Origin of the sequence: Streptococcus sp. VT 162 (assembly GCA_000688775.2) — a bacterium.
Lineage (GTDB): Bacteria > Bacillota > Bacilli > Lactobacillales > Streptococcaceae > Streptococcus.
This window is the reverse complement of the sequence record CP007628.2, coordinates 808,286-832,977: the sequence shown is the minus strand read 5'-3', so window position 1 is coordinate 832,977 and position 24,692 is coordinate 808,286. Positions and strand designations below refer to the sequence as shown.

Annotated in this window: 23 protein-coding genes; all 23 read right to left on the bottom strand. The window is 40.1% G+C overall.

Annotation, left to right across the window (positions count from 1 at the left end; all coding sequences use genetic code 11):
* Positions 1-10: 10 nt before the first annotated feature.
* The 23 genes from V470_04005 to V470_03895 all read right to left on the bottom strand — a co-directional run bounded on the left by V470_04005 (position 11) and on the right by V470_03895 (position 24,575).
* On the bottom strand, positions 11-1,573 hold the full coding sequence (locus V470_04005) for a 2-isopropylmalate synthase (GenBank protein ID AHZ47601.1): 1,563 nt from the start codon (positions 1,571-1,573) through the stop codon (positions 11-13).
* A 314-nt stretch (positions 1,574-1,887) separates the two neighbouring features.
* Entirely contained in the window at positions 1,888-2,544 is a 657-nt protein-coding gene (locus V470_04000; GenBank protein ID AHZ47600.1) for an MmcQ family protein, read from the bottom strand.
* A gap of 43 nt (positions 2,545-2,587) precedes the next feature.
* Positions 2,588-3,220: a copper homeostasis protein CutC gene (locus V470_03995; GenBank protein AHZ47599.1), complete on the bottom strand. Its 633-nt coding sequence runs from the start codon at positions 3,218-3,220 to the stop codon at positions 2,588-2,590.
* A gap of 93 nt (positions 3,221-3,313) precedes the next feature.
* Positions 3,314-3,673, bottom strand: a complete 360-nt coding sequence (locus V470_03990; GenBank protein AHZ47598.1) for a membrane protein — start codon at positions 3,671-3,673, stop codon at positions 3,314-3,316.
* Between the two features lie 107 nt (positions 3,674-3,780).
* On the bottom strand, positions 3,781-5,868 hold the full coding sequence (locus V470_03985; GenBank protein ID AHZ47597.1) for a DNA topoisomerase I: 2,088 nt from the start codon (positions 5,866-5,868) through the stop codon (positions 3,781-3,783).
* Positions 5,869-5,985: 117 nt separating this feature from the next.
* Entirely contained in the window at positions 5,986-6,834 is an 849-nt protein-coding gene (locus V470_03980) for a DNA protecting protein DprA (GenBank protein ID AHZ47596.1), read from the bottom strand.
* Between the two features lie 81 nt (positions 6,835-6,915).
* The gene (locus V470_03975) at positions 6,916-7,539 is read right to left on the bottom strand and encodes a hypothetical protein (GenBank protein ID AHZ47595.1); all 624 of its coding nucleotides are present in this window, start codon (positions 7,537-7,539) and stop codon (positions 6,916-6,918) included.
* A gap of 144 nt (positions 7,540-7,683) precedes the next feature.
* A complete protein-coding gene (locus tag V470_03970; protein AHZ47594.1) occupies positions 7,684-9,507 on the bottom strand; it encodes an elongation factor 4 in 1,824 nt (607 codons plus the stop codon).
* A gap of 78 nt (positions 9,508-9,585) precedes the next feature.
* Positions 9,586-10,314, bottom strand: a complete 729-nt coding sequence (locus tag V470_03965; protein ID AHZ47593.1) for a phosphoesterase — start codon at positions 10,312-10,314, stop codon at positions 9,586-9,588.
* A complete protein-coding gene (locus V470_03960; GenBank protein AHZ47592.1) occupies positions 10,315-11,982 on the bottom strand; it encodes a DNA recombination protein RecN in 1,668 nt (555 codons plus the stop codon).
* Between the two features lie 6 nt (positions 11,983-11,988).
* Entirely contained in the window at positions 11,989-12,420 is a 432-nt protein-coding gene (locus tag V470_03955) for an arginine repressor (GenBank protein ID AHZ47591.1), read from the bottom strand.
* Positions 12,413-13,228: a cell division protein FtsJ gene (locus tag V470_03950; GenBank protein ID AHZ47590.1), complete on the bottom strand. Its 816-nt coding sequence runs from the start codon at positions 13,226-13,228 to the stop codon at positions 12,413-12,415. Before V470_03950 ends, V470_03955 begins: the two co-directional genes overlap by 8 nt.
* Positions 13,221-14,096, bottom strand: a complete 876-nt coding sequence (locus V470_03945; GenBank protein ID AHZ47589.1) for a geranyl transferase — start codon at positions 14,094-14,096, stop codon at positions 13,221-13,223. Before V470_03945 ends, V470_03950 begins: the two co-directional genes overlap by 8 nt.
* Positions 14,093-14,305, bottom strand: a complete 213-nt coding sequence (locus V470_03940) for an exodeoxyribonuclease VII small subunit (GenBank protein ID AHZ47588.1) — start codon at positions 14,303-14,305, stop codon at positions 14,093-14,095. Before V470_03940 ends, V470_03945 begins: the two co-directional genes overlap by 4 nt.
* Positions 14,283-15,623: an exodeoxyribonuclease VII large subunit gene (locus V470_03935; protein ID AHZ47587.1), complete on the bottom strand. Its 1,341-nt coding sequence runs from the start codon at positions 15,621-15,623 to the stop codon at positions 14,283-14,285. The genes V470_03940 and V470_03935 overlap by 23 nt, the downstream gene beginning before the upstream one ends.
* A 128-nt stretch (positions 15,624-15,751) precedes the next feature.
* Positions 15,752-16,390, bottom strand: coding sequence for a uridine kinase (locus tag V470_03930; protein AHZ47586.1), 639 nt, complete (start codon positions 16,388-16,390; stop codon positions 15,752-15,754).
* A gap of 113 nt (positions 16,391-16,503) precedes the next feature.
* The gene (gene truB, locus V470_03925; GenBank protein AHZ47585.1) at positions 16,504-17,382 is read right to left on the bottom strand and encodes a tRNA pseudouridine synthase B; all 879 of its coding nucleotides are present in this window, start codon (positions 17,380-17,382) and stop codon (positions 16,504-16,506) included.
* Positions 17,383-17,402: 20 nt separating this feature from the next.
* Entirely contained in the window at positions 17,403-18,488 is a 1,086-nt protein-coding gene (locus V470_03920; GenBank protein AHZ47584.1) for a stage V sporulation protein K, read from the bottom strand.
* On the bottom strand, positions 18,489-19,289 hold the full coding sequence (locus V470_03915) for a hypothetical protein (GenBank protein AHZ47583.1): 801 nt from the start codon (positions 19,287-19,289) through the stop codon (positions 18,489-18,491).
* Between the two features lie 9 nt (positions 19,290-19,298).
* Positions 19,299-20,969: a hypothetical protein gene (locus tag V470_03910; GenBank protein ID AHZ47582.1), complete on the bottom strand. Its 1,671-nt coding sequence runs from the start codon at positions 20,967-20,969 to the stop codon at positions 19,299-19,301.
* A 7-nt stretch (positions 20,970-20,976) separates the two neighbouring features.
* The gene (locus tag V470_03905; protein ID AHZ47581.1) at positions 20,977-22,251 is read right to left on the bottom strand and encodes a serine/threonine-protein kinase MRCK beta; all 1,275 of its coding nucleotides are present in this window, start codon (positions 22,249-22,251) and stop codon (positions 20,977-20,979) included.
* Between the two features lie 95 nt (positions 22,252-22,346).
* Positions 22,347-23,627 (bottom strand): O-acetylhomoserine aminocarboxypropyltransferase, encoded by a 1,281-nt coding sequence (locus tag V470_03900; protein AHZ47580.1) that lies wholly within the window; start codon positions 23,625-23,627, stop codon positions 22,347-22,349.
* Between the two features lie 150 nt (positions 23,628-23,777).
* Positions 23,778-24,575: a formate-nitrite transporter gene (locus V470_03895; protein ID AHZ47579.1), complete on the bottom strand. Its 798-nt coding sequence runs from the start codon at positions 24,573-24,575 to the stop codon at positions 23,778-23,780.
* Positions 24,576-24,692 lie beyond the last annotated feature (117 nt).

Below are 24,692 nucleotides of genomic sequence, written 5' to 3'. Positions count from 1 at the left end.
GCCTTCTCCTTTACACACTAGGCATGTCTCGGTAGGAAACGCTATGCCCCATCTCACCTGCATTCTCTTTTTGAACAAAAGTATTGGCATTGATATAAGCAATAGCCGAAGCCTTCAATACATCGAAATCAAGACCTGCTGCGTTAAAGATGGTTTCTGTATCTCTGTTTTCAACAGTGACCAAGACACGAGCTTGGGCATCGATTCCATCTGTTACCGCGTCAATAGTGTAGGACACCAAGCGGACAGATTGGTTAAAGAACTTATCGATAGCGTTAAAGATCGCTTCAACGGAACCTTGCCCTGTCGCATTAAATTCGACTTTTTCACCATCCATATTGGCCAGGCTAACGAGAGCTTCAATGTCATTATCTGCATGAGTTTGAAGTTGTAAATCATCAAAGTGGAAGCCTTCTGGATTTTCAACCATGGTTCCAGCTACCAGAGCTCGAATATCTGCATCCGTGATTTCTTGCTTTTTATCAGCTAACGCCTTGAACTTAGCAAAGAGTGGTTTGATATCCTCTTCTGTAAAGTCTAGAGCCAATTCCCTTAGTTTCTCAACAAAGGCATGGCGACCAGACAATTTACCAAGTGGAAGGCTATTACTCTTGACACCGACCAATTCAGGTGTGATGATCTCATAAGTGAGAGGATTTTTAAGGACTCCATCTTGGTGAATACCAGACTCGTGAGAAAAGGCATTACCACCAACGACAGCTTTATTTTTAGGAACTGGAATACCAGAGAAGCGAGAAACCATTTCAGACGTATTCATTGTTTCATCCAAAACAATATCACTAGTTGCTTGGAAGAAATCCTCACGAATCTTCAAAGCAACAGCTACTTCTTCAAGAGCAACATTACCTGCGCGTTCACCGATACCATTAATAGTTCCCTGGACACGTCCAGCACCGTGTTTAATTGCTGTCAAAGTATTTGCAGTTGCCATACCGAGATCATCGTGACAGTGGACACCAAAGACAACTTTATGATCTGATTTAATATTTTCAGTCAAGTAATCAAAGATACGAGCAAACTCTTCTGGAGTCGTAAAGCCAACTGTGTCAGGGATATTGATATAAGATGCACCTGCATCGACCGCTGTTTGAACGACTTGTAAGAGGAAATCCAACTCTGTTCTAGTCGCATCTTCAGGAGAGAATTCGACGATTTCAAACTTAGAACGAGCATAAGAAACATGTTCCTTGATAGCTTCTAAAATCTCTTCCTTGCTTTTATTGAGCTTATACTTGCGGTGAATCGGACTGGTAGCGATAAAGACATGAATTTGAGGATACTTGGCATCCTTAAGAGCCTCATAACAAGCATCAATATCAGATTTTACAGAACGAGCTAATCCTGTCACTGCTGTTTTTTTCATGGCTTTAGCAATTTCTTGAACAGCTATAAATGAATCTGGACTAGCAGCCGGAAAACCAGCTTCAATTACAGAAATTCCCCATTTCTCCAGCTGTCTTGCAATGGAAACTTTTTCCTTTATTGAGAAGTTAACACCAGGTGTTTGTTCCCCATCACGAAGGCTTGTATCAAAAAATTCAACTTTACGCATAAGATTTCCCCTTTTCCAAATGTGGTTTTAAAAAAACATCTCGCTCAGAAGCCCAAGCGAGATGTTGATTTACTCCCGCTTGGTAAGCCAAACAGGACTAATGCTTTTGCACTAGCCCGAGTACCTCAACAACAAAGCAAATTGATTAAACTTAGCTGTTTTCATGTTTGACTTTCTCCTTCGTTTGATATCTTGTTTAGTATTTTAGCATAGCTAAAAACACTTGTCAAGAAAAAATCCAATATTTTCTGAAAATTTCTTCAGTAAAGAATATTTTGCTAATTGAAAGTATTTGAAAACTCAAGTAACCTTCCTTATTTTTTCACAGTCAAGTTCCAACTTCTTTCGATGAGTTCTAACACTTCTTCATCTTGCAAACTATCATCAAGCGCCAGACTAAGCCAGTAGCGTTTGTTCATATGAAAGGCTGGATAAATGCCTTTTTTTGAAAGTAAGTCAGCTACTTGGTCGTGTTTAATATTGACTGCTTCGGCTAGCCCTTCTCTCCCCTTCTCCAGCTTATCCCATGGGATTCTCATCACAAGAGCATACCACTTTTGATTGCCTTCATGTCTTAACACTGCTGTATCAGGCGATTTCTCCCATAGATATTCCAACTGATTACCATATTTTTTCTGAACTTGAGCCATGATACGCTTAGTCTGAGGGCAGATAAAATCCTGTACATCAAAGCAAGCCTTCCGAATCTGGTAAAGAATCTCCAAACAAGCCTCACGGACACTTCCGACAAAACTTCCCCGCATACTTTCCATATGTACTTGAGGATAGAGATCACCCGTTTCCTGGTCAAAGACAAGAAAACTCACATTATCAGGAGTGATAGAGACTGTCATGTAAAAGTCACCCTGCAAAATCTGGCAACTATAAGTCCAGACTTCCTCATTTTCTACAAAACCATAGGCATGGGCTTTTTCTTTATTAAACTGATAGGATTTAAAAATTTCAAACATAAGTGAAAACTGCTACCAAAAGCTAGCAGTTCCTTTCTATTTTTTAAAAGACAACCTTGGTTCCATGCAATTGTGTCACGCCCAGCTGGTCGATAAAGTTTTGACGGTTGTCCAAGTCAATCCCTCCACCTGGTAGGATTTCAATTTTACCTGCAGAGTGTTCTAGAATTCTACGATAGTGAGCAAATCGTTTCTCTAACGAATCTCCAGATACACCAGCGCGAGTTAAGATACGAGTGACACCAGCTTGGCTGAGCCAGTCAATGGCTTCCAACTGATCTTCATCACTCAATTCATCAAAGGCCATGTGAAAGACAATTTCCATTCCTTTAGATGCGGCAATTAATTTCTCTAGATTAACCTTATCCAACTTCTTATCAGCAGTTAAAGCCCCAAATACAACCCCTTGACTTCCAGCCTGAGTAGTCAAACGAATGTCTTCTAGCATGATCGCTATTTCAAGATCAGTATAGACAAAGTCGCCACCACGGGGACGAATCATAGTCATGATGGTGGTGTCGTAGTTAGCTGCCAGTTCAACCGCTGCCTTGGTCACTCCATAGCTAGGTGTTGTTCCTCCTACTGCTAGATTGTCACAAAGTTCGATTCGACGAGCTCCAGCCCGCATCGCTTTTTCAAGCAAGGTCACATTTTCAGCACAAAATTCGTAAATCATTTGATTCTCCTTGATGTTTTCTTTGAATTTATTATATCATATTATTTTAAATAGGCTTTCATTTTTATTAAGGCAAATAACTACTATTTTTATCTATTCTTTGTCAGGAATGACTTTAAAGAGATAGTAGGTGATAAAGACAGTCAAGGCTCCCAGACCGATTTTGACTGGTAAAAGAGGGGCAAAATAAATAGAAATCCCCATCAAGATATAGATAGATACGATAATTTTTTTCTTTCGTTCTCGCGCGATTGACTTGGTTTCCCGAAAGTCAGCTACATAAGTCTGATAAATCTTTGTATGATAAAGCCAGTCTTCAAAACGCTTAGAAGATTTTGAAAAGCAAGCGATAGCTAACAAAAGAAAGGGAGTTGTTGGCAAAAGTGGTAGGACAATCCCAATGACAGCTAAAGCCAGTGAAATAAAGCCAATACTGAGATAAATAATACGCATGATTTCTCCTAGATAAATTACTCTTCCTCTAGTTTCGCATACAAGGGGGAAATTTGTCAAGCATCAACAAAAAAAGAGCCTGAAATTCATTTTCAGGACTCTGCATTTTATTTAATTTTTTCCTCTTCGTAGTCGCCATTACTACATACAACCTGCTTGCCACCACCACGGACTTTTTTCTCCACTAGGAAGTGTCCGCATTTTGGACAGTCACGGCCAATTGGTTTGTCCCAGGAAGTAAATTCACATTCTGGATAGCGATTGCAACCATAGAAGATACGATTGCGCTTGGTTTTGCGTTCAATGATTTGTCCTTGATGACAGCTTGGACACTCGACTCCAATCTCTTTGACAATTGCTTGTGTGTGACGGCAGTCTGGGAAGTTGCTGCAAGCATAGAATTTACCAAAACGTCCTAGCTTAATTACCATTGGACTGCCACAAACTTCACAGTCAAATCCAGCTGGCTCATCCTTGATCTGGATTTTTTCCATTTCGGATTCAGCCTTGGCTACCTCTTTAGAGAATGGTTTATAAAATTCATCAATGACACGTTGCCACTGCTCTTTTCCAACCTCGACATCATCCAGTTTTCCTTCCATCTCAGCTGTGAAGGTCACATTGACAATATCTGGGAAATATTCAACAATGAGTTTATTAACAATTTCACCCAACTCTGTTGGTTCAAAACGTTTTGCTGCTAGACGAACGTAGTAACGTTTTTGGATGGTTTCAATGGTCGGAGCGTAGGTTGACGGACGTCCAACCCCATTTTCTTCTAAGGTCTTGATAAGAGTCGCTTCCGAATAGCGAGCAGGTGGTTGAGTGAAATGTTGTTCTGGCTTGCTATTGACCTGCTTGACCACATCTCCAACAGCCATATCTGGCAACATTTTGTTCTTGTCTGAGTCATTGTAGATAGCAAGATAACCATCAAACTTGACTTGGCTTCCATTCGCTGCAAACTGAACCCCATTTTGAGAGAGTTTGACAGCCATGGTATCAAAGATAGCGCCCGTCATCTGGCTGGCCACAAAACGGTTCCAGATTAGGGTATAGAGCTTGAGCTGGTCTTTGTCCAAGTACTTAGCGATGCTTTCTGGTGTGTTAAAGACGCTAGATGGACGAATGGCTTCGTGGGCATCTTGAGCACCTGAGGCATTCTTTACCTTGCTACCATGCTTGGAATACTTGCTACCAAAACGGTCGTTAATGTAGCTTGCCGCTTCATTCTGAGCTACTGGACTGATACGAGTCGAGTCTGTACGCATATAGGTAATCAAACCTTGCACGCCCGATCCGATATTGATCCCTTCATAGAGCTGCTGGGCCACCATCATGGTCTTTCGAGTACGGAAATTAATCTTGTTAGCAGCATCCATCTGCATGGTTGAGGTCGTATACGGTAGGGGCGCATTGCGTTTGCGTTCTTTCTTATCTACCTGTTCTACTGTGAAATCTTTGCTAGTCAAATGGGACAAGACTTCTTTGACTTCTTCATTAGTGGTCAATTTCATCTTTTTGCCATTCATACCATAGAATGAAGCTTGAAATTGCTTGGTTCCCTTCTTAAAGACACCATCAATTGTCCAGTATTCTTCTGGTTGGAAGGCATTGATCTCATTTTCACGGTCAATGATGAGTTTAAGAGCAACCGACTGCACACGCCCTGCTGATAAGCCCTTCTTGACCTTTTTCCACAAAATAGGCGAAATCGAATACCCTACCAAGCGGTCTAAGACACGACGAGCTTGTTGGGCGTCGACCAAGTCCATGTCAATCTTGCGAGGTTCTTTAAAGGCATTTTTTACTGCATCTTTGGTGATTTCATTAAAGACTACACGGTTGGCATCATTCTCATCCAAGTTGAGAATGTGAGCCAAATGCCAGGAAATCGCTTCTCCCTCACGGTCCGGGTCACTCGCCAGAAAGACTTTATTGGCCTTTTTGGCTTCTTTTTTCAAGTCATTGATGAGAGGACCTTTTCCTCGGATATTGATATACTGTGGTTCATAGTTATTTTCAATGTCGACTGACATACTGGATTTTTTCAAATCACGGATATGCCCGACACTGGCTAGAACCTTGTAGTTTCTGCCTAGATATTTCTCAATCGTTTTCGCTTTAGCAGGCGACTCCACGATGACTAGATTTTTTTTAACTGTTGATTTTTTCTTCTTTGTTGCCGTAGCCACACTATCACACCTTTTCAAAGTAATAAACTTTATAAAGTGTAAACCATTTTTCTATAGCTGTCAAGACCTAAGTCCTATATATAGAAGAAAAGTTTATCTGAGTGAACAAATTTCTCCTTAAAATTCAAACTCAGCCAGCACATCTTGACCACTGCTAATCAGCTTTGCTCCCTCTTGGATCAGATGGTGACAGCCATCTGAATGCCCATCTAAAATGTTTCCTGGAATGGCAAAGACATCACGCCCTTCCTCCATAGCTCGCTCACAAGTAATAAGACTACCAGAACGCATCCTTGCCTCTGCTACAATCACACCACGGCAAAGGCCAGCAATGATACGATTACGAGCTGGAAAGTGAAATTTCAAGGGTTCCTCACCAGGTCCGTACTCGCTAAGTACCAAATGGTGATTGCCAATGTGTTCCTGCAAACGTTTATTGGCTCGGGGATAAAAAACATCCAATCCTGTTCCAATGACAGCAATCGTTCTCCCTCCATTCTGGAGTGCAGCCATATGGGCAGCCGTATCAATCCCTTTGGCTAAACCACTGACCACGATTAACTCGTTTTCCAAACCTTGAATGACTTTCTGAACCGACTTTGCTCCCTGACTAGAACATGAACGACTCCCTACAACAGCAACCTTTGGAAATTTCAACAGGTCTAGATTTCCTTTATAAAACAAGAGCGCTGGAGCATCATAAATCTCACTCAGATCCCAAGGATAACAGTCATCAAGAATAGAAAAGGATGGAAATTTCTGAAACTCCTTCTCCAACTGTGCATCATCTATCTGGAAATAGCGTTCCATAAAGACAGCAGGATTACGACACCCAGATATTTCTGCAATATCACCTAGCAAGAGCTCCTGATCTACAGTCTCATCGTATTCAAGAACTGTTAAAATTTGTTGATTGCTCAGCCCAGCTTTTCTCAATTTGTAAATCTCATAGTTTGTGATCTTCATATACAACTCCATTTCTTTTTCTACTCATCTATCTATTCGTAAAAAAATAAAAAGAAGACCAAGGATCTTCTTTTTTTTTATTTATTCAGATTTAGTAGTTGACCAGCTACTTTCAACCATCGGTAAGATTGTTTTTAAAGTTTCCCCATCCCCTTCAAGCGAAACATAGCGGATTTTACCATCATTTGATCGGAAAACCCAGGTAACGAGGTATTTCCCTGACTTAGCAATTGCATTGACAACATAGGCTTCATAGCCTCCAATGGTCGATTTGGAGCCCCAAACCTTACTGAAATCAGAGCTTTGTTCTTTGGAAGTTAAAATACTAGATGAGACAGTCACAACATCCAGTTTAGCATATTCTTCTTCGCTGATATTGAACTGCTCAGCCTTGAAGGTATTTAGCGTAACAATGTTGATATCTGTTCCATCACAATACTGTATATCATTTCCACCTTCTACTTCATGGAATTGAACCCATGATTTGGGTACCTTGACAAAACCATATTCATTCGAACCGATGATTTGCGTCTCTTCCTTTTTCGCTTCAGAAACAGCAGAACTAGAACTACTTGTTTCCTGACTGCTAGAAGAACTAACAACTGCAGTCGAACTTTCTTCGGTTGCTGTTTGCGAATTATTGGAGCATGAAGCTAGAAAAACACTAGCAGTAACTACAGTACCTAAAATTAATAATTTTTTCATCCTACCACCTTTCCATCTGCATTATAAGAAAAATAAGGACTTCTGTCAAATTCTAACCTAATCGATTCTGTTAGTTTCCGATTTTATAGCTCTCATTTAAAGCAAAAACTCTTGAAAAATCTTCAAGAGTTTTATTTTTTATTTCTATTCTTCATCCATGCTTAAGACGCTAAGGAAGGCTTCTTGTGGGACTTCTACTGATCCAATGGCTTTCATGCGTTTCTTACCAGCTTTTTGTTTTTCAAGGAGTTTGCGTTTACGAGAAACGTCACCACCATAACATTTGGCAAGTACGTTCTTACGAAGAGCCTTGATATCAGTACGAGCCACGATTTTGTGCCCAATAGCTGCTTGGATTGGTACCTCAAATTGTTGACGAGGGATGATTTTCTTGAGCTTATCAACAATGAGTTTCCCACGTTCGTAGGCAAAGTCCTTGTGAACGATAAAGCTGAGGGCATCGACCTTATCACCATTGAGAAGGATATCCATTTTGACTAGCTTAGACGGACGATACTCTGACAATTCGTAGTCAAAACTTGCATAACCACGCGTCGAAGACTTGAGCTTATCAAAGAAGTCAAAGACAATTTCAGCAAGTGGAATTTGATAGATAACATTGACACGATTATCATCAATATAGTCCATGGTCACAAAGTCCCCACGCTTACGCTGAGCTAGTTCCATAACCGCTCCGACAAACTCCTGCGGTACCATGATTTGCGCCTTGACATAAGGTTCTTCAATGGTCGCGATCTTAGTCGGATCTGGAAATTCAGAGGGGTTAGACACATCCATAGACTCACCGTCAGTTTGGTTAACCTTGTAAATAACAGACGGAGCTGTCATGATAAGGTCAATGTTGAACTCACGCTCCAAACGTTCCTGGATAACATCCATATGGAGAAGTCCAAGGAATCCACAACGGAAACCAAATCCAAGGGCCTGAGATGTTTCTGGTTCAAACTGCAGGCTGGCATCGTTGAGCTGCAACTTTTCAAGGGCTTCACGAAGGTCATTGTACTTGTTTGATTCGATTGGATAAAGACCCGCAAAGACCATAGGATTCATCTGCTTGTATCCATCTAGCGGTTCTGCGGCAGGATTGCTTGCTAGGGTCACTGTATCACCAACACGCGTATCTTGAACCGTCTTGATGGAAGCCGCAATATAACCAACATCACCAGTCGCAAGGAAATCACGACCAACTGCTTTCGGTGTGAAAATTCCCACCTCAGTCACATCAAAGGTCTTGCCATTGCTCATGAGCTGAATCTTATCGCCAGGTTTGACAACTCCATCCATGACACGCACTTGAAGGATAACCCCGCGATAAGCATCGTAAACGGAGTCGAAAATCAATGCTTTGAGTGGCGCCGTTACATCACCAGTTGGTGCGGGAACTTTCTCTACGATTTGCTCAAGAATTTCTTCAATTCCAATACCAGCTTTTGCTGAAGCCAGGACCGCTTCGCTGGCATCTAGTCCAATGACATCCTCAATCTCTGTACGCACACGCTCTGGATCAGCTGCTGGAAGGTCAATCTTGTTAATGACGGGCAAGATTTCCAAATCATTGTCCAAGGCTAGATAAACGTTAGCAAGAGTTTGCGCCTCAATCCCTTGGGCCGCATCAACCACCAAAATCGCTCCTTCACAGGCAGCTAGCGAACGCGACACTTCATAGGTAAAGTCCACGTGCCCTGGCGTGTCAATCAAGTGGAAAATATAGGTCTCACCATCTTTCGCAGTGTAATTAAGCTCAATGGCATTGAGTTTAATGGTAATCCCACGTTCACGCTCAAGATCCATACTATCCAGAAGTTGGGCTTGCATTTCACGACTAGAAACCGTCTCCGTCTTTTCCAAAATGCGGTCTGCTAGGGTTGATTTCCCATGGTCAATATGGGCGATAATAGAGAAGTTCCGAATCTTCTCCTGTCGTTTTTTCAAATCTTCTAAGTTCATGATGCTCTTCCTTTCAGGGTATCTATTAATTATAAATTGTTTTTAACATTTTGACAAGACCATACCCTGCTAGGAGTACTAATCTTCGGCAATAAAGCCATCATTTTCGATAAAGTGGTGTTCTGTCATTCCTTGGTCTGTAAAGACGATCCCATGAAGGACACCACCATAGACAGCTCCTCCATCCATACCAATCTTGTCATCCTCTGTTATCCAAAGATCAGCAGTACCTCGGTCTTGCTTTAGCAAACCATAAACTGGTGTATGCCCAAAGACAATGGTTTTTCCAGTATGATTTTCGGCTTCGTGGAATGGCTTTCTGAGCCAGACTTTTTTATAATCTGTAGTTTCATGCCAATCATCCAAGGTCAAGTCAATACCCGCATGAACAAAGATATACTTGTCTGTCTCTACTACAAATGGCATTTGACGGATAAATTCGACCAAGTCTGTCGCTTCAGTCGCAACACGCTTGGCATCTTCTACGCCATCAACTGGTGCATCCAAGGGGCGACCTAGGATTGAGTTAATGGTTGTATCTCCACCATTGCGACGATAATGGTCATAGCTTTCTTCTGGGTCATTGAGCCAAGTCAGAAACATATACTCGTGGTTTCCTGATAGACAGATAGCCCCTTGATTGTCCACCAAGTCCTTGACCATTTCTAGAACACGGCGACTATCTTCACCTCGGTCAATCAAATCCCCTAGAAAGAGCAACTGGGTGTGACCATCCCAGGTTTTGAGAAGGTCTTCCAGCATACCTGCTTTCCCATGGACATCTCCAATTACATAATAGTCTGTCATTTATTTCTCCCTCGTTTGCAATAATTCTCTGGCTTGGGTAAGGGCAGCCTCTGTTACATTCTCTCCTGCTAACATCTTAGCAACTTCCTCTACTCGTTCTTCTAAAGTCAAGAGACGAACCGTCGACACCGTTGAGTGCTCATCACTAATCTTCTCAATAAAGAATTGATAATCCGCGATGGCAATTACTTGTGGTAGGTGAGAGATTGCTAAGACTTGGCCATGCTGGCCAATCTTATGAATCTTCTGAGCTATAGCTTGAGCAACACGACCTGAAACTCCCGTATCCACCTCATCAAAGACAATACTGGTCTTACCTTCCTTACGAGAAAAAGCAGACTTAATAGCTAGCATGAGACGAGACAATTCTCCTCCAGACGCCACCTTGACCAAGGGTTTAAAGTCCTCACCTGGGTTGGTGGAAATGTAAAATTCGACTGTTTCATTTCCTTCACGGCTGAACTTACTCTTACTAAAGCGAACCTGAAATTGAGCCTTCTCCATATAGAGATCCTGAAGTTCTTGTTTAATCTCTGCTTCTAGCTGCTGGGCCAAGTCATGGCGAGCAGATGCAAGCTGACCTGCCAAATCAACAAGATTAACTTCCAATTTCTTGAGCTCTGCTTCCATGTCTTCAGAAGAAAGATTATTACCCGTCAAGAGATTGTACTCATCCGTAATCTTGGCAAAATAAAGCAAAACATCGTCCACAGTTCCACCGTACTTGCGGGTAATAGTATTTATAAGGTCTAAGCGATTTTCAACCTGCATGAGGCGATTGCCATCAAAATCCAAATCCTCAATAATATCTTCTAAACGCTTTGTAATATCTTCTAAAACATAGTATGTTTCTGATAGAGAACTTGAAATTTCACGGTATTCAGGATCGTATTCTTCAACACTTTCCATGTCATTCATTGCTGAACGGACATTAGCAAGACTGGAGAATTCCTCATTGTCCAGCATACTGTAGGCATTGGTCAGCGTATCCGCAATATTTTTATGATTGAGGAGTTTATCTCGTTCTTGGTTGAGAGCCAAGTCTTCACCAGCCTGCAAGTTTGCAGCCTCAATCTCTGCCATTTGAAATTCCAACATTTCGATACGTGCCTTGTGTTCCTGCTGGTTTTTCTTGACTTCCAGAACCTGCTTGCGCATTTTGCGATAGGCATCAAAGCTCGTCTGATAGGTCTCCTTCAACTCCAAGAAAGCAGCATCACCAAACTCATCCAACATCTGAATGTGCAGTTGAGGACGCATTAACTCCTCTTGGTCATGCTGACCATGGATATCCACAAGGTGTTGCCCAATGGCACGCAAGACGGAAAGATTGACCATCTGACCATTCACGCGACTAACACTACGACCATTTTGCAAAATTTCCCGGCGGATGATAATCTCATCTCCCAATTCTAAACCTTGCTCATCAAAAAGTTCCTGTAAAAGGCGACTGTTTTCAACCGAGAAAAGCCCCTCAATCTCTGCCTTAGGAGCACCGTGACGAATAACGTCTGTCGTTGCACGAGCCCCCAACATGAGATTCATAGCGTCGATAATGATAGACTTTCCAGCACCCGTTTCCCCGGTCAAAACAGTCATACCCTTTTCAAAATTGAGGGAAATCGCCTCAATAATGGCAAAGTTTTTTATCGAAATTTCAAGTAACATACTGACCTACCATTTTTTGACTTGTTCAACAATTTCTTCAGCTGCCTCTGCTGTTCTAGCTACAATTAAGATAGAATCATCATCAGCTAGACAGCTAAAAATCTGTTCAGAAAATGCTGCAACCAACTGACTCTTCACAAAAATAGTATTTCCAGGAATGACAGCAAGGTTGATCATATTTCCCATTAACTCAGAACTCACAATGTTGTCCTCAGCCAACTGCAAACTTTTGACGATTGATTTTGGCAACTCATAGATATAGGTGTTGTTCTTCAAAGGAATTTTAACAATCCCAAGCTCCTTGATGTCCCTTGAGACAGTGGCTTGAGTAGCAGAAATACCTGCTTCCTTCAAATGCTCAACAATTTCTTCCTGAGTCCCGATTTGATAATCCGTAACAAATCTTCTAATTTTTTCAAGTCTCTCTTTTTTATTCATCTTTAAATTCTCTATGTGCTCTCTCTACAACTTTTTCTATTTCAGGGGCAACTTGGTTACTTGCTCCCTCTTCCTTTTTCAAATATACCAGAAATTCGATGTTTCCATGTCCACCTTGGATTGGTGAATAGTCTAATCCAAGCACTGAAAAACCTTGTTCAACTGCCATAGCAGTGACAGATTCAAGGACAGTTTGATGAACCTTAGCATCTCGAATGATTCCATTTTTCCCAATCTGCTCACGACCTGCTTCAAACTGGGGCTTAACCAAAGCTACAATTTGACCTTGATCAGCCAAGACACGGTGCAAGGCAGGCAAAATCAGACTGAGGGAAATGAAACTCACATCAATACTGGCAAAGCTCGGTTCCTGCTCAAAATCAGTCTTTTCAGCATAACGAAAATTAAACTGCTCCATGCTGACAACCCGTGGGTCTTGACGCAATTTCCAAGCCAACTGATTGGTACCAACATCAACTGCAAAGACTAACTCAGCACCATTTTGCAACATGACATCAGTAAATCCTCCAGTGGAAGCCCCAATATCAATCGTGGTTGCGCTATCCACTGATAAATCAAAGACCTGCAAAGCCTTCTCCAGTTTTAGACCACCTCGACTGACATACTTGAGTTTTTCACCCTTGAGTTTTAGCTCAGTGTCATCTGGGATTTTCTCTCCTGGTTTGTCAAAGCGTTCTCCATTAAGGACTGCTACGACTAATCCAGCCATGACACCGCGCTTGGCCTGTTCTCGCGTTTCAAACAAGCCCTGTTTATAAGCTAGTACATCCACTCTTTCCTTAGCCATTGATTCTCAAACTTTCTACTACTTTCACAATCGGCGCTGTTTCAAAGCTGACTTGCTGGGCAATTTCTTCCAATTTTTCATTAGCTTGATCCAGAGTTTGGTTACAAAAGGCAATGGCCTCTTCCAAGCCCAACAAGGCTGGATAGGTTGATTTTTCAGCCTGCAAATCCTTTTGTGGAGTCTTGCCGATTTCCTCAAAACTAGCTGTCACATCCAACGCATCATCTCGAACTTGAAAGGCCAGCCCAATCAATTCACCAACCGTTTTCAGTTTTGCTTGGATTTCAGGCGCTAATTCTGCTATGATAGCGGCGGCTTGGAAAGGATAGGCTAGTAATTTTCCAGTTTTATTGGCATGAATGGTCTGGAGTTCTTCCAAGGACAAATGCTGGTGTTCGCCTTCCATATCTAAAACCTGCCCTGCAACCATGCCTAGACTTCCTGAAGCAAGGGATAAGTTAGCAATCAAGTCCACCTTGATCTGACTTGGCAAATCTGCCTGCGCTATCAAGGCGTAAGGATCTAGGAACAAAGCATCTCCTGCTAAAATGGCCATTGCTTCGCCGAATTTCTTATGATTGGTCAAGCGTCCCCGACGGTAATCATCATCATCCATTGCAGGAAGATCATCGTGAATCAAGCTCCCTGTATGAATCATTTCCAAGGCCGCAGCCACTTGGGCGTGAGCTGGTTGAATAACCACTTTCAGGGATTCCAAAACTTCTAACAAGAGAAAAGGCCGAATACGCTTGCCACCAGCATGAATGGAATAGAGAACGGACTCTCGCAAACTAGAGGCAAACTGCTGGTCTCCATAAAAATTTTCCAAAGCCGACTCAACAAGAGCTAATTTTTCTTGCTTCTTCATTCAAAATCACTTTCTGTTCCGTCTTCTTGCATGACCTTGACCAAGGTCTTTTCAGCCTTGTCCAACGTCGCTTGGAGCTCTTTTGACAAGACCATGCCCTTTTGAAAGGCCGCAATTGCATCTTCCAAAGCAATTTCACCGTTTTCCAAACTTTGGACAATGGTCTCCAGTTCTGCTAGATTTTCCTCAAATTTCTTTTGTTTTGACATCTTTAACCTCTAATTCTACTTGACCATCTCGCATCAAAAGCGTCACTTGGTCTTTTTTCTTCAAACTCTCAACCGAATCGATAACTGACTCTTCTTTTTTGACAATAGCATAACCACGCGCCACGATTCGACTGGTATCCAACATCATCAAAGCTTCTGAAAGTCGCTTGACTTCAGCAACCTTGGCATCATAAACCAGAGCCATTTGGCTGCGTAGGAGCTTGTCCAACTGACCTAGACGGTCTTGATAACGCTGGATTTTGGTAACAGGTGATAACTGGACTAGTCGATGCGTCCTTGCTTGGACTAGCTGTTTGTTATCAGAAATCCGTGTTCGCAAATTTTGTTTTAATCGCAGTTGCAGTTGATCTAACCGTTGCAAATAACCATCATACAAGCGCTCTGGTTGTCTAAAGATGACTGACTGACTGCATTTTTTCAGAGCTTCTTTTTTTCTTGACAGGACATTCTGAACTGCTGTTGCCATCCGCTTTTCTTGATTTTGCAAATGGGTCAGAAGATCCAACTTGGTTACAGGTGTTGCCAGTTCAGCTGCAGCTGTTGGCGTTGCAGCACGGCGATCAGCTACAAAGTCCGCCAAGGTCACATCTGTCTCATGACCAACACTAGAGATGACTGGCAAACGGGATTCAAAAATAGCCCGTACCACAATTTCTTCGTTAAAAGCCCAGAGATCCTCGATGGAACCCCCACCACGACCAATGATGAGAACATCTAGGTCCTCACGTTGATTGGCACGCGCAATATTTCGAGCAATTTCCTCCGCAGCTCCATCACCTTGTACCTTGGTCGGATAGAGAAGGATATCAACACCAGGAAAACGTCTGCTGACGGTCGTGATGATATCTTGAATAACAGCTCCACTACGACTGGTCACCACTCCAATTCGCTTAGCAAACTGGGGAAGAGGTTGCTTGAATCTCTCTTGAAATAGACCTTCTTCCATCAATTTTTTCTTAAGTTGTTCAAACTGAATCGCAAGCGCCCCGACCCCATCAGGCTCAGCTTTTTCAATGATGATAGAGTAGCTCCCGCTTGGTTCATAGACCTGCACACGCCCAATCACATTGATTTTCATTCCCTCTTCGAGGTCGAAACCTAATTTTTGATAAATCCCAGACCAGATGGTCGCTTGAATGACTGCATGGTCGTCTTTTAGGGAGAAATATTGGTGAGTAGGTCGTTTACGAAAGTTGGAAACTTGACCAGTTAAATAGACCCGTTCCAAGTAAGGGTCTTTATCGAATTTCATTTTCAGATACTTGGTCAAAGTTGTTACCGATAAATACTTTTCCATCTCCACCTACTATTCATTTTCTTGCTTTTCCATGGGTATTATTATACCAAAAACATGCTTAAAAATCACCTTTTTCCTACTGAAACTAAAGGAAAAATAGAAAAAGGAGGCTAGGCCTCCTCATCTGATTATTTACTATTTCGCGCTTCTTCCAAAATCTTTGCAATTTTTGTCGTCAAAAGATCGATAGCAACGGTATTGCTGACCCCTTCAGGAATGACGATATCGGCATAACGTTTGGTCGGCTCAATAAACTGGTGGTACATAGGTTTTACCACACCTAGATATTGGTCAATCACGCTATCCAGACTACGACCACGCTCCTCCATATCTCGCTTGATACGACGAATAATACGCACATCATCATCTGTATCCACAAAAATCTTGATATCCATCAAATCGCGCAGACGCTTGTCCTCCAAGACCAAAATTCCCTCAACGATAAAGACATCTTGAGGCTCCTGACGATAGGTCTTGCTACTCCGCGTATGCTCTGTATAGTCATAAGTTGGAATGTCCACTGGGCGCCCTGCCAACAATTCCTTAATCTGCTCGATCATCAAATCTGTATCAAAGGCAAAAGGGTGGTCGTAGTTGGTTTTGACACGCTCTTCAAAGGTCAAATGAGACTGATCCTTGTAGTATGAATCATGCTCAATCATGGAAATCTTTTCATCAGGAAAATGCGATAAAATGGCTCTTGAAACACTGGTCTTACCACCACCAGAACCACCTGTCACTCCGATAATGATTGGTCTATTTTGCATGCTATCCTCCGTTTTTTTATCCGTCGTCTATTCTATCACATTTTTTGTAAAATTTATAGTCTGATTTGGATAGTCTAGGGGAAACACAAATCTATCCCCACACTCCAGTTAAACTAGCCAAAAACCTTTCTTGGTTTGTAGAAATTGTCCCTTTTTTCTAAAATGGCAAGCAATTTATCACCTTCAAAAGCAGCCAATTCTTGTTCTGTTTGGTCTAGCTCGATAAAACGACCAAAGCGCACTTCTGTAGCCTCTTCTGGACTTAGGAAAACTTTGACAAGATTCCCTATTCCAATTTCAAGAGGATGGAGAAAGTCCAGCTGACCAGCCTCCACTTTTGCAGCAATTTCGTCCAAGGTAAGAGCATCCTCCAGTTGTAACCCTGCAGCACTAGTCCGTGTCAGATGCGACATATGGGCCGCATAACCAAGCTTCTCTCCCAAATCAACTGACAAGGTACGGATATAAGTTCCCTTACTGCATTTTACACGAAAAGTGAAACGTTCGAGGTGATCCTTATAAGAAATCGGACTAGTCCGCTCAAATTGATAAATAGTCACCTGACGTTCTGGACGCTCCACTTCCTGACCTGCACGCGCATACTCATAGAGCTTGCGACCATTAACCTTGACAGCCGAGTACATAGGTGGAATCTGAGTGATAGGCCCAGTCAGACTAGCAATCGCTTCATCGACAATGGTTTCATCCAAGAGCGACAAAACAGGGGTCTCTGCGATCACTTCTCCACTGGCATCCTCAGTCGTCGTTGAATAACCTAGAGTGATTTCCCCCTCATAGACCTTGCCCTCGTCCTGCATAAATTCGACCATACGGGTTGCCTTGCCAACCGCGATTGGCAGAACTCCCACTACATCCGGATCCAAGGTCCCACCATGACCAATTTTCTTGGTTCCCAAAATCTTACGCAGCTTAAAAACCGCATCATGCGAGGTCATCCCCGCTTCTTTTTTTAAGTTGATAATACCGTTCATGTGTTGCTTTCTGATTTCATTCATGAAATATCTTCTTCAAGAATTGTAATGTAATTATCTTTTGTAACAAAAGATAATGTGGCTAATCTTCTTGCTTGGTTCATAACTATCCTATCAAATACATTTCTTACAAATCGCCCATTTGCATTTTTATTTTCAGGATTGTTACTATGTAATTCTAAATATTTTTTTAATGTTTCTTTTGCAGAATCATGCAAAATGTATTCTTCATTTTTACAATGTGAAAGAAAAATGTCAAACATTTGGTCCACAGTATAATCTTCAAACGTAATAAAATAATTAAATCTTGATTTTAACCCAGGATTAGATTCAAAAAATTTTTTCATCAATTCATCATATCCAGCAACAATAACCACCAAATCATCTCGATAGTCTTCTAATGCTTTAGTTAACTCAGTTAAACACTCTCGACCATAACTATCACTTTTATCGTTTTCAGTAATACTATATGCTTCATCAATAAACAATACACCACCTTTGGCTTTTTGTATCAATCTCTTAACTTTAGAAGCCGTTTGTCCTTGATATTCTGCTATTAAGTCTGTTCTACTTGCCTCAATAAAGTGGCCTTTACTTAATATTCCTAATGATCGGTACATATTCCCAACGATTCTAGCCACAGTAGTTTTACCAGTACCTGGATTACCTAAAAACGCCATATGCATCGTTCTATTTGTTTTTTTAAGACCGATTTTTTCTCTACTTTGCTGAACTTTATTAAATGCGACTAGATCTTCAATCTCTTTCTTCACATTTTCTAAACCTATTAATGACTTTAAATCATTTGCTAATGCTTCAAATGATTTATTATTTGTTTCTTTCAAAATCAAATAATTTGTATCAATAACTCTAGAGCCAAGATATTTATACAATAATTCCAATATGCTAGTTTGCTTATCTTTGATTGTAGAGAATGTCTCTTTAGTAGTTAAGTTTCCTAATCGTTTTATAAACTCTAAGTCAGCATTTTTAACATTATCAACAATATCTTGAAGAATTACTTCTAATTCATAAGTACTATTTGTTAAATCATCAATTTTCTTCACTTCTGATTTTAACAACTTTAAATAAGTTTCACTAATCATCTACATTCCTTTAAACAATAGAAATAATACTATTAAAACAACAGCGACTACAAGAGTATAGAATCCTTTTCTTAGAAAAACAATCTCTTTTTGTTTCTCTTCTAGTTTTGTTTCAAGACTTTCAACAATTAACTTTAGATTATCTCTCTCTGTTATTGATTTATTATTGATTTCATCAAGGAAATTTTTAAAATTATTTTGTTTTTCTTCAACTTGTAAATGCAAATCGTTAAAACTATTTTCTATTTTCACTAATGTTTTTAGATTCGCTTTTAAAGTATCAATTTCAATTTGAATTTCACTTTGCTTCTCTTCAAGTTGTTCTAACTCTTCTAGCTTTTTATGATGTTTCTTCAATATATCAATTAAATCTTTATTCTGGTTAAAAACGTCATCTAATAGTTTTTTATTACCAGTTTGATATTCTTCTATCTCGTGCAATCCCTGCATAGCTTTATCATTTGCCTCTTTGGCTGCAATCAAAGACTTTGAAATACTTTGAATATACTCATCATCCAATATTTGGAAAGTTTCATAAATGGTATTAAATTCCTGAATAATCTTTTTAATATGCTTGTTTTGTTCAATCATTCTATTTTGAACAGCATCGGTGAGAGCATTTAAATCCTTACCTTTAACATCATATTCCATACCAATAAATCCTAGCATAGGATCGTCTTGTGGGACAGTCGGTAAATCTGATTGTTCTGGAATTTCTTCACTAAAAGCTTTCAACGCTTCTTTTTTTTCATTAAATCTTTCAGACTTTGCTAAAACCTGAATCTCTAATTCTTCTGACATAACATTCTCCTATAGTAAATCGTTTAATGCACTTTGCATTTCTTCAAGTTCACTTTGCTTCTCATCAAAGTATATTTCATTAGCTAATAATCGCTGTTTGAAATCAATCTTTGAATTAGAAAACTCCTCTTGAACATTACCAAGAAGTTCTCTTAGTTTTTGATGGTTCTTAGCCATCTTAATGAATATATCATTTCGCTTAACAGCAACATTTTGCTCGGCAACAAAAATTTGAACATCCTGAATTCTTAACAATTCGTTTTTCTTATTAGCTTGTTTCTTTTGATTTTCCTCAATTAATTTTTTTGAAATAAATTGATCAAGTCCGTTAATGATTATCGCTCCCAAGATTCCAGTTAGTAAACTCGCAAAGAACATCCCTAAAATATTAGCAATTGTTCCTAGGAGTTTTATTTCAAAAGTCATACCTGGTACCTTATTTAAGAACTGCTCAAAATATTCTCCTAAAAACATTGCTCCTACAGCAACTAAACCAGAAGTAATGATTTTTGAAATGTGAGCTATCTTAATTGCTGTAGAATGTGTTTGATTTTCAGGGTTAGATAAATAAGAAATGCTTTCTCTGATAGAACCAAATAATTGTTTAATCAAGTTTGGAAGTTTTTGTAATTTCTGGTTAAATGCGCCAATAATTTCTCCAACAATGCTTCCAACAAAACTATCTACACCCACTTTAATAAAATCTTTGATTTTACCAAAAAATGAATGAAGTGCTTTTTTCATTTCCTCCATAAATGTATCAAAAGATTGTTTTTTTGCTTTAAAATACCTCACTAGAGCATTCATAATTTCCTTCAGCATTCCAAAAAGAGCTGCAACAAACATAGCTTTTATAGCATCTTTACCAGCTTTATTGGCCATTCTGACAGAAGCTTTCTTTGCAATATCCTTATTAATAGCTTTCTTTGCTGTCTTCTCAGCCTTAAGCATCTTCTTTGAATCAGCTGCTAGTTTATCATTTAATCTTTTATTATTTTCAGCTTTAAGATTTCGCTTTTCGGCATCTGAGATATTCATCTTATCTATTTTTTCATTTGCTTTTTTAACTTGTTCTCTAAGATTTCTTTCTCTTAGTTCCTTATTTTTTATGTAATCGCTATTAGATTTTGCGCCTTTACTTTTATTAAGAGATTCATTAGTCGCAGATAAATTTTCAGATTTGTTAGCTAAATCAGAAGGATCAATATCTGCTATTTTTCTCCATGGATTTTCAAAAATCTGTTTTCGCGGTACGATGTGATCCAGATTAGCTTTTTCGTTTATTTTTAATTTTTTTCCGGTGTATTCATCCTTCAAGTTTCCTAATTTTTGCTTATGTTTCATTGCCTTATTTGCATCAGTATATCTTTTGTCTTTAACAATCTGATCAGCAATTTCTTTTGTATAGCCATTTGGGTTCTTTTCGTTATATTGCTTTAGTAATGTATCACTTGTCATATCTAAACCAATTTGATTCCCGAATTGATTCCAAATTTCATCCAAAATAACATCTCCTAATTTATCCGGTGAACTAATTTCTTTACAATCTACTTCTAATTTCTCAAGATTAGAAAACTCCATTGTAAATTGCTGTTCCAATAGTTCTTCTAACTCATCATAGTTTAAATTTTCGGACTCATTTACTTCTTCAGTATTCAATACTAATAATTCATTTTCCACTGCTTTCTCACTCTCCCTTCAGCGCTTCGAACTTCGCTTTCATAGTTGGATTTTTTCGGGTCAATTTTTTAACTGAAACATCTTCCAACTTGTTATTAGCAAGACGAAGTTGGTTTTCGGATGTGGTCAGGAACTTCTTGACCTCTTCCATGCGTTTGATAGCCTTGTCGATTTCATCAATTGCTTTACCAAAGTTGGTCGAAGCAGAGTTGTAGTTCTTGGCAAAGGCTAGTTTAAAGGCATCCAAATCTTCCTCAAAATGTGTAATATCAATATTTTGTTCCCGAACCAAGGCCAACTCTTGCTTATTTTTCAAAGAATTAAGCGCCGCATTTCGCAAGAGACCAATCAACTGGATAAATAACTGAGGACGAACCACATACATCTTTTCATACTCGTGACTGACGTCAACAATCCCTGTGTTAAAGTAGTCGTTATCTGCTTCTAACATAGTCACCAAAACGGCATACTCACAGTTCTTCTCCCGACGGTCCTTGTCCAATTCCTTGTAGAAGTCCGCATTCTTATGCTTCTTCTCTGTTCCATCCGCTTCATTTTTCATCTCAAACATGATGGAAATAATTTCCACTCCACTTTCATCACATTCTCGAAAGATAAAGTCTCCCTTAGATCCACGCGCAGAGACCTTGTTATCCTTCTCAAAGTAGGCATTTGGAAAGGCAAAACTACGAACCTTGTTAAACTCACTCTCTGCATACTGTTCCAAACTTTCCCCGATAGCTTTTGTGGATTGTTGGGCTTTGAAATTCTTATAGAACTCGACCTGTTCACTAGCCGCCTTGAGCTGGGCTTCGTAATTTTGCTTGAGGGAAGCTAGAGATAACTCATTTTCCTTTTCTTGTAAAAGGAGCTGGTTTTTGACCTGATCGCGCTCTTTTTCAAGGTTAGAAAGGGTCTTTTGCAGTTGATTTTCATGTTCTAAACGCAAGGTAGCCAATTGGTTTTCCAAGTCCTGTACTTCCTTGTCCTTTGCCAATAAAACCTGATGACTGGTTTGTTCAACCTCTTTCTTAGCCAGTTCTTTCTCTGTATCAAAGTTTTGGATTTGACTCTGTAATTGCACAATTTCTTGATCCTTCTGAGCCAGTTTAGACTGTTGCTCATTCATGGCCTTTTGCTCAGCTAAGGCCAGTTCCTGCTTCATCCGATCATGTAGTTCCTTATCAAACTCTGCTGTTCTCACTTGAGACAGAAGTTCGGCATACTGACTTTCATTTACTGTAAAGACTTCCCCACAGTTGGGACATTTGATTTCGTTCATATCGTTCCTCTTTCTAGACTTCTTTATCCATTATATCATGCCTGAGGGAAAATCAAAAACAGTGAGTCGAGACCCACTGTTTATCTTCTTTTACTTTAAATTTTTTCCAAGGCCAAGCGCAAATCTTCAATCAAATCCTCTACATTTTCAAGTCCGATAGACAAGCGGATTTGGTTGGGTGTGACACCTGCTGCTTCTAGGTCTTTTTCTGACAATTGACCGTGAGTGGTTGTCGCAGGATGGACAACAAGAGATTTGGCATCTGCCACGTTTGCAAGGTCAGAGAAGATTTCCAAATTATCAATTACCTTGCGAGCTTCTGTCTCTCCGCCTTTAACATGGAAGGTAAAGATTGAACCAACACCTTTTGGCAAATATTTCTCAGCCAAGGCATGATATGGACTGTCAGCTAGTTTTGGATAATTTACCTTCTCTACCTTAGGATGATTTACAAGGAAATCAACAATTTTCTCTGCATTTTGCACATGACGTTCAACACGAAGAGAGAGAGTTTCAAGCCCTTGGAGCAAGAGAAAGGCATTAAATGGCGACAAGGCAGCACCTGTATCACGGAGCAATTGAACACGAACAGCGATAATAAAGGCTGCTGCACCCACATCACGAGTATAGCTCAAGTTATGGTAACTTGGGTCTTCCTCAACAAATTGAGGGAACTTCCCTGAAGCCTCCCAGTCAAAACGACCACTATCGACAATCACTCCACCAATAGTCGTACCATGCCCACCGATAAACTTGGTTGCTGAGTGAATGGCAATATCTACACCATGAGAGAAGACGTTAATCAAATATGGTGTGGCAAAAGTGTTGTCCGAAACGAGAGGAATCTGGTGTTTATGCGCAATCTCAGCCAATTTTTCTAAGTCAGGAATGTTAATCAAGGGATTCCCCAAGGTTTCAATCAAGACAAGCTTGGTATTGTCATTGATAGCTGCTTCTACTTCTTCCAAATTATCCACATCCACAAAGGTTGTTGTAATCCCATAACGAGGAAGGGTTTCCTTCAAGAGGTTGAAGGTCCCACCGTAAATAGTTGATGCAGCCACCACATGGTCACCTGCGTGAGCAAGCGCCAAAATAGTGTAGGTTACAGCAGCCATACCTGATGCTGTCGCTAGTGCTCCAACACCACCTTCAAGAGCTGCGATTCTTTCTTCAAATGCCGCTGTTGTAGGGTTGGTAATACGAGTATAGATATTGCCAGGTTTTCTCAAAGCAAACAAATCGGCACCTTCTTGCGTGTCATCAAAAACAAAGGATGTTGTTTGATAAATCGGTACTGCACGAGATTTAGTCGCTGGATCAACTACTTGTCCAGCATGTAATTGTAGAGTTTCAAATTTAAAATCACGAGTCATAAGACGACCTCCAAATAGCTTCATTAGGGATATTGTATCATCTTGTGCTAGTCTTTTCCAATACCGTTTTCTTATATTTTGATATAAGGAACAACTATGACTAGTCTTACACATCAAACAAAAAAGCACGATTCACTCGTGCTCATTTCTTTAATCGACATAAGTATCTTCGTTTTTATTGAGGAAGGCGTATGGTAAGCCCATCAAGAGACCTCCTCCGATAAAGTTCCCGACAAAGGTTACACCCCAGTGACGAAGAATATTAGGTATGTCAAAGTTAGCAATTGAGTCTGCTGCAACACTGAACTTAACAATCGCAAAAGAAGCAAAGTTCGCAGCAATGTGTTCGTTTGTTAAGAATACAAACATGTAAATTGCTGATAAGACAAGCCATAGTTTGGCTCCACCGTCTTTCACCAAAACGAATGAAAGAATGGCAATGTTTACAAAGATATTGGCTAAAATACCTTCAAGCAAGACTAGCTCATTGGAACGGCCTAACTTCATCTCTACAACCCCTGAAATGAAGCTATCATGTGTTAGATTTGCATAGGCTGCTGAGTGGGCAAAGCCCCAACCTGCTATCAAAGCTCCGATGAGGTTGAACAAGGTACAGTAAAGCAAAATCTCAGCTGTTTTTCTCCAAGAGATTTTTTTCAAGAAACTACCAGCTGTCAAAAACATCATATTCGAAGTCACCAGCTCAGCATTCAAGAAAACAATGTAGGCCAATCCCCAAGCAAAAACGAATGGGAAAAGAAAACGTCCACTACCTGGAGCAATCTTATTAATCAAGTCAGCCCCAACTGCGCCCGCTGCCGTACTAAATGTTAGAAAAGCACCTGCAAACATGGAACGAATCGCATACTTAAACTTGCTTTGGCTATAAAGACTTTCTTTCTTCTTACAAGCAAATTCAATCTTTGAAATAAATTCTGAAGAGACCATAAAAAACTCCTAAACTTTTATTTGTGATAATTATAACATAATTCTTTTTTTCTAGAAAGCGTTTTCTGTAAAATTCTAAAGTATTTATCTTAAAAATCTATATCGTAAAGCTTACAA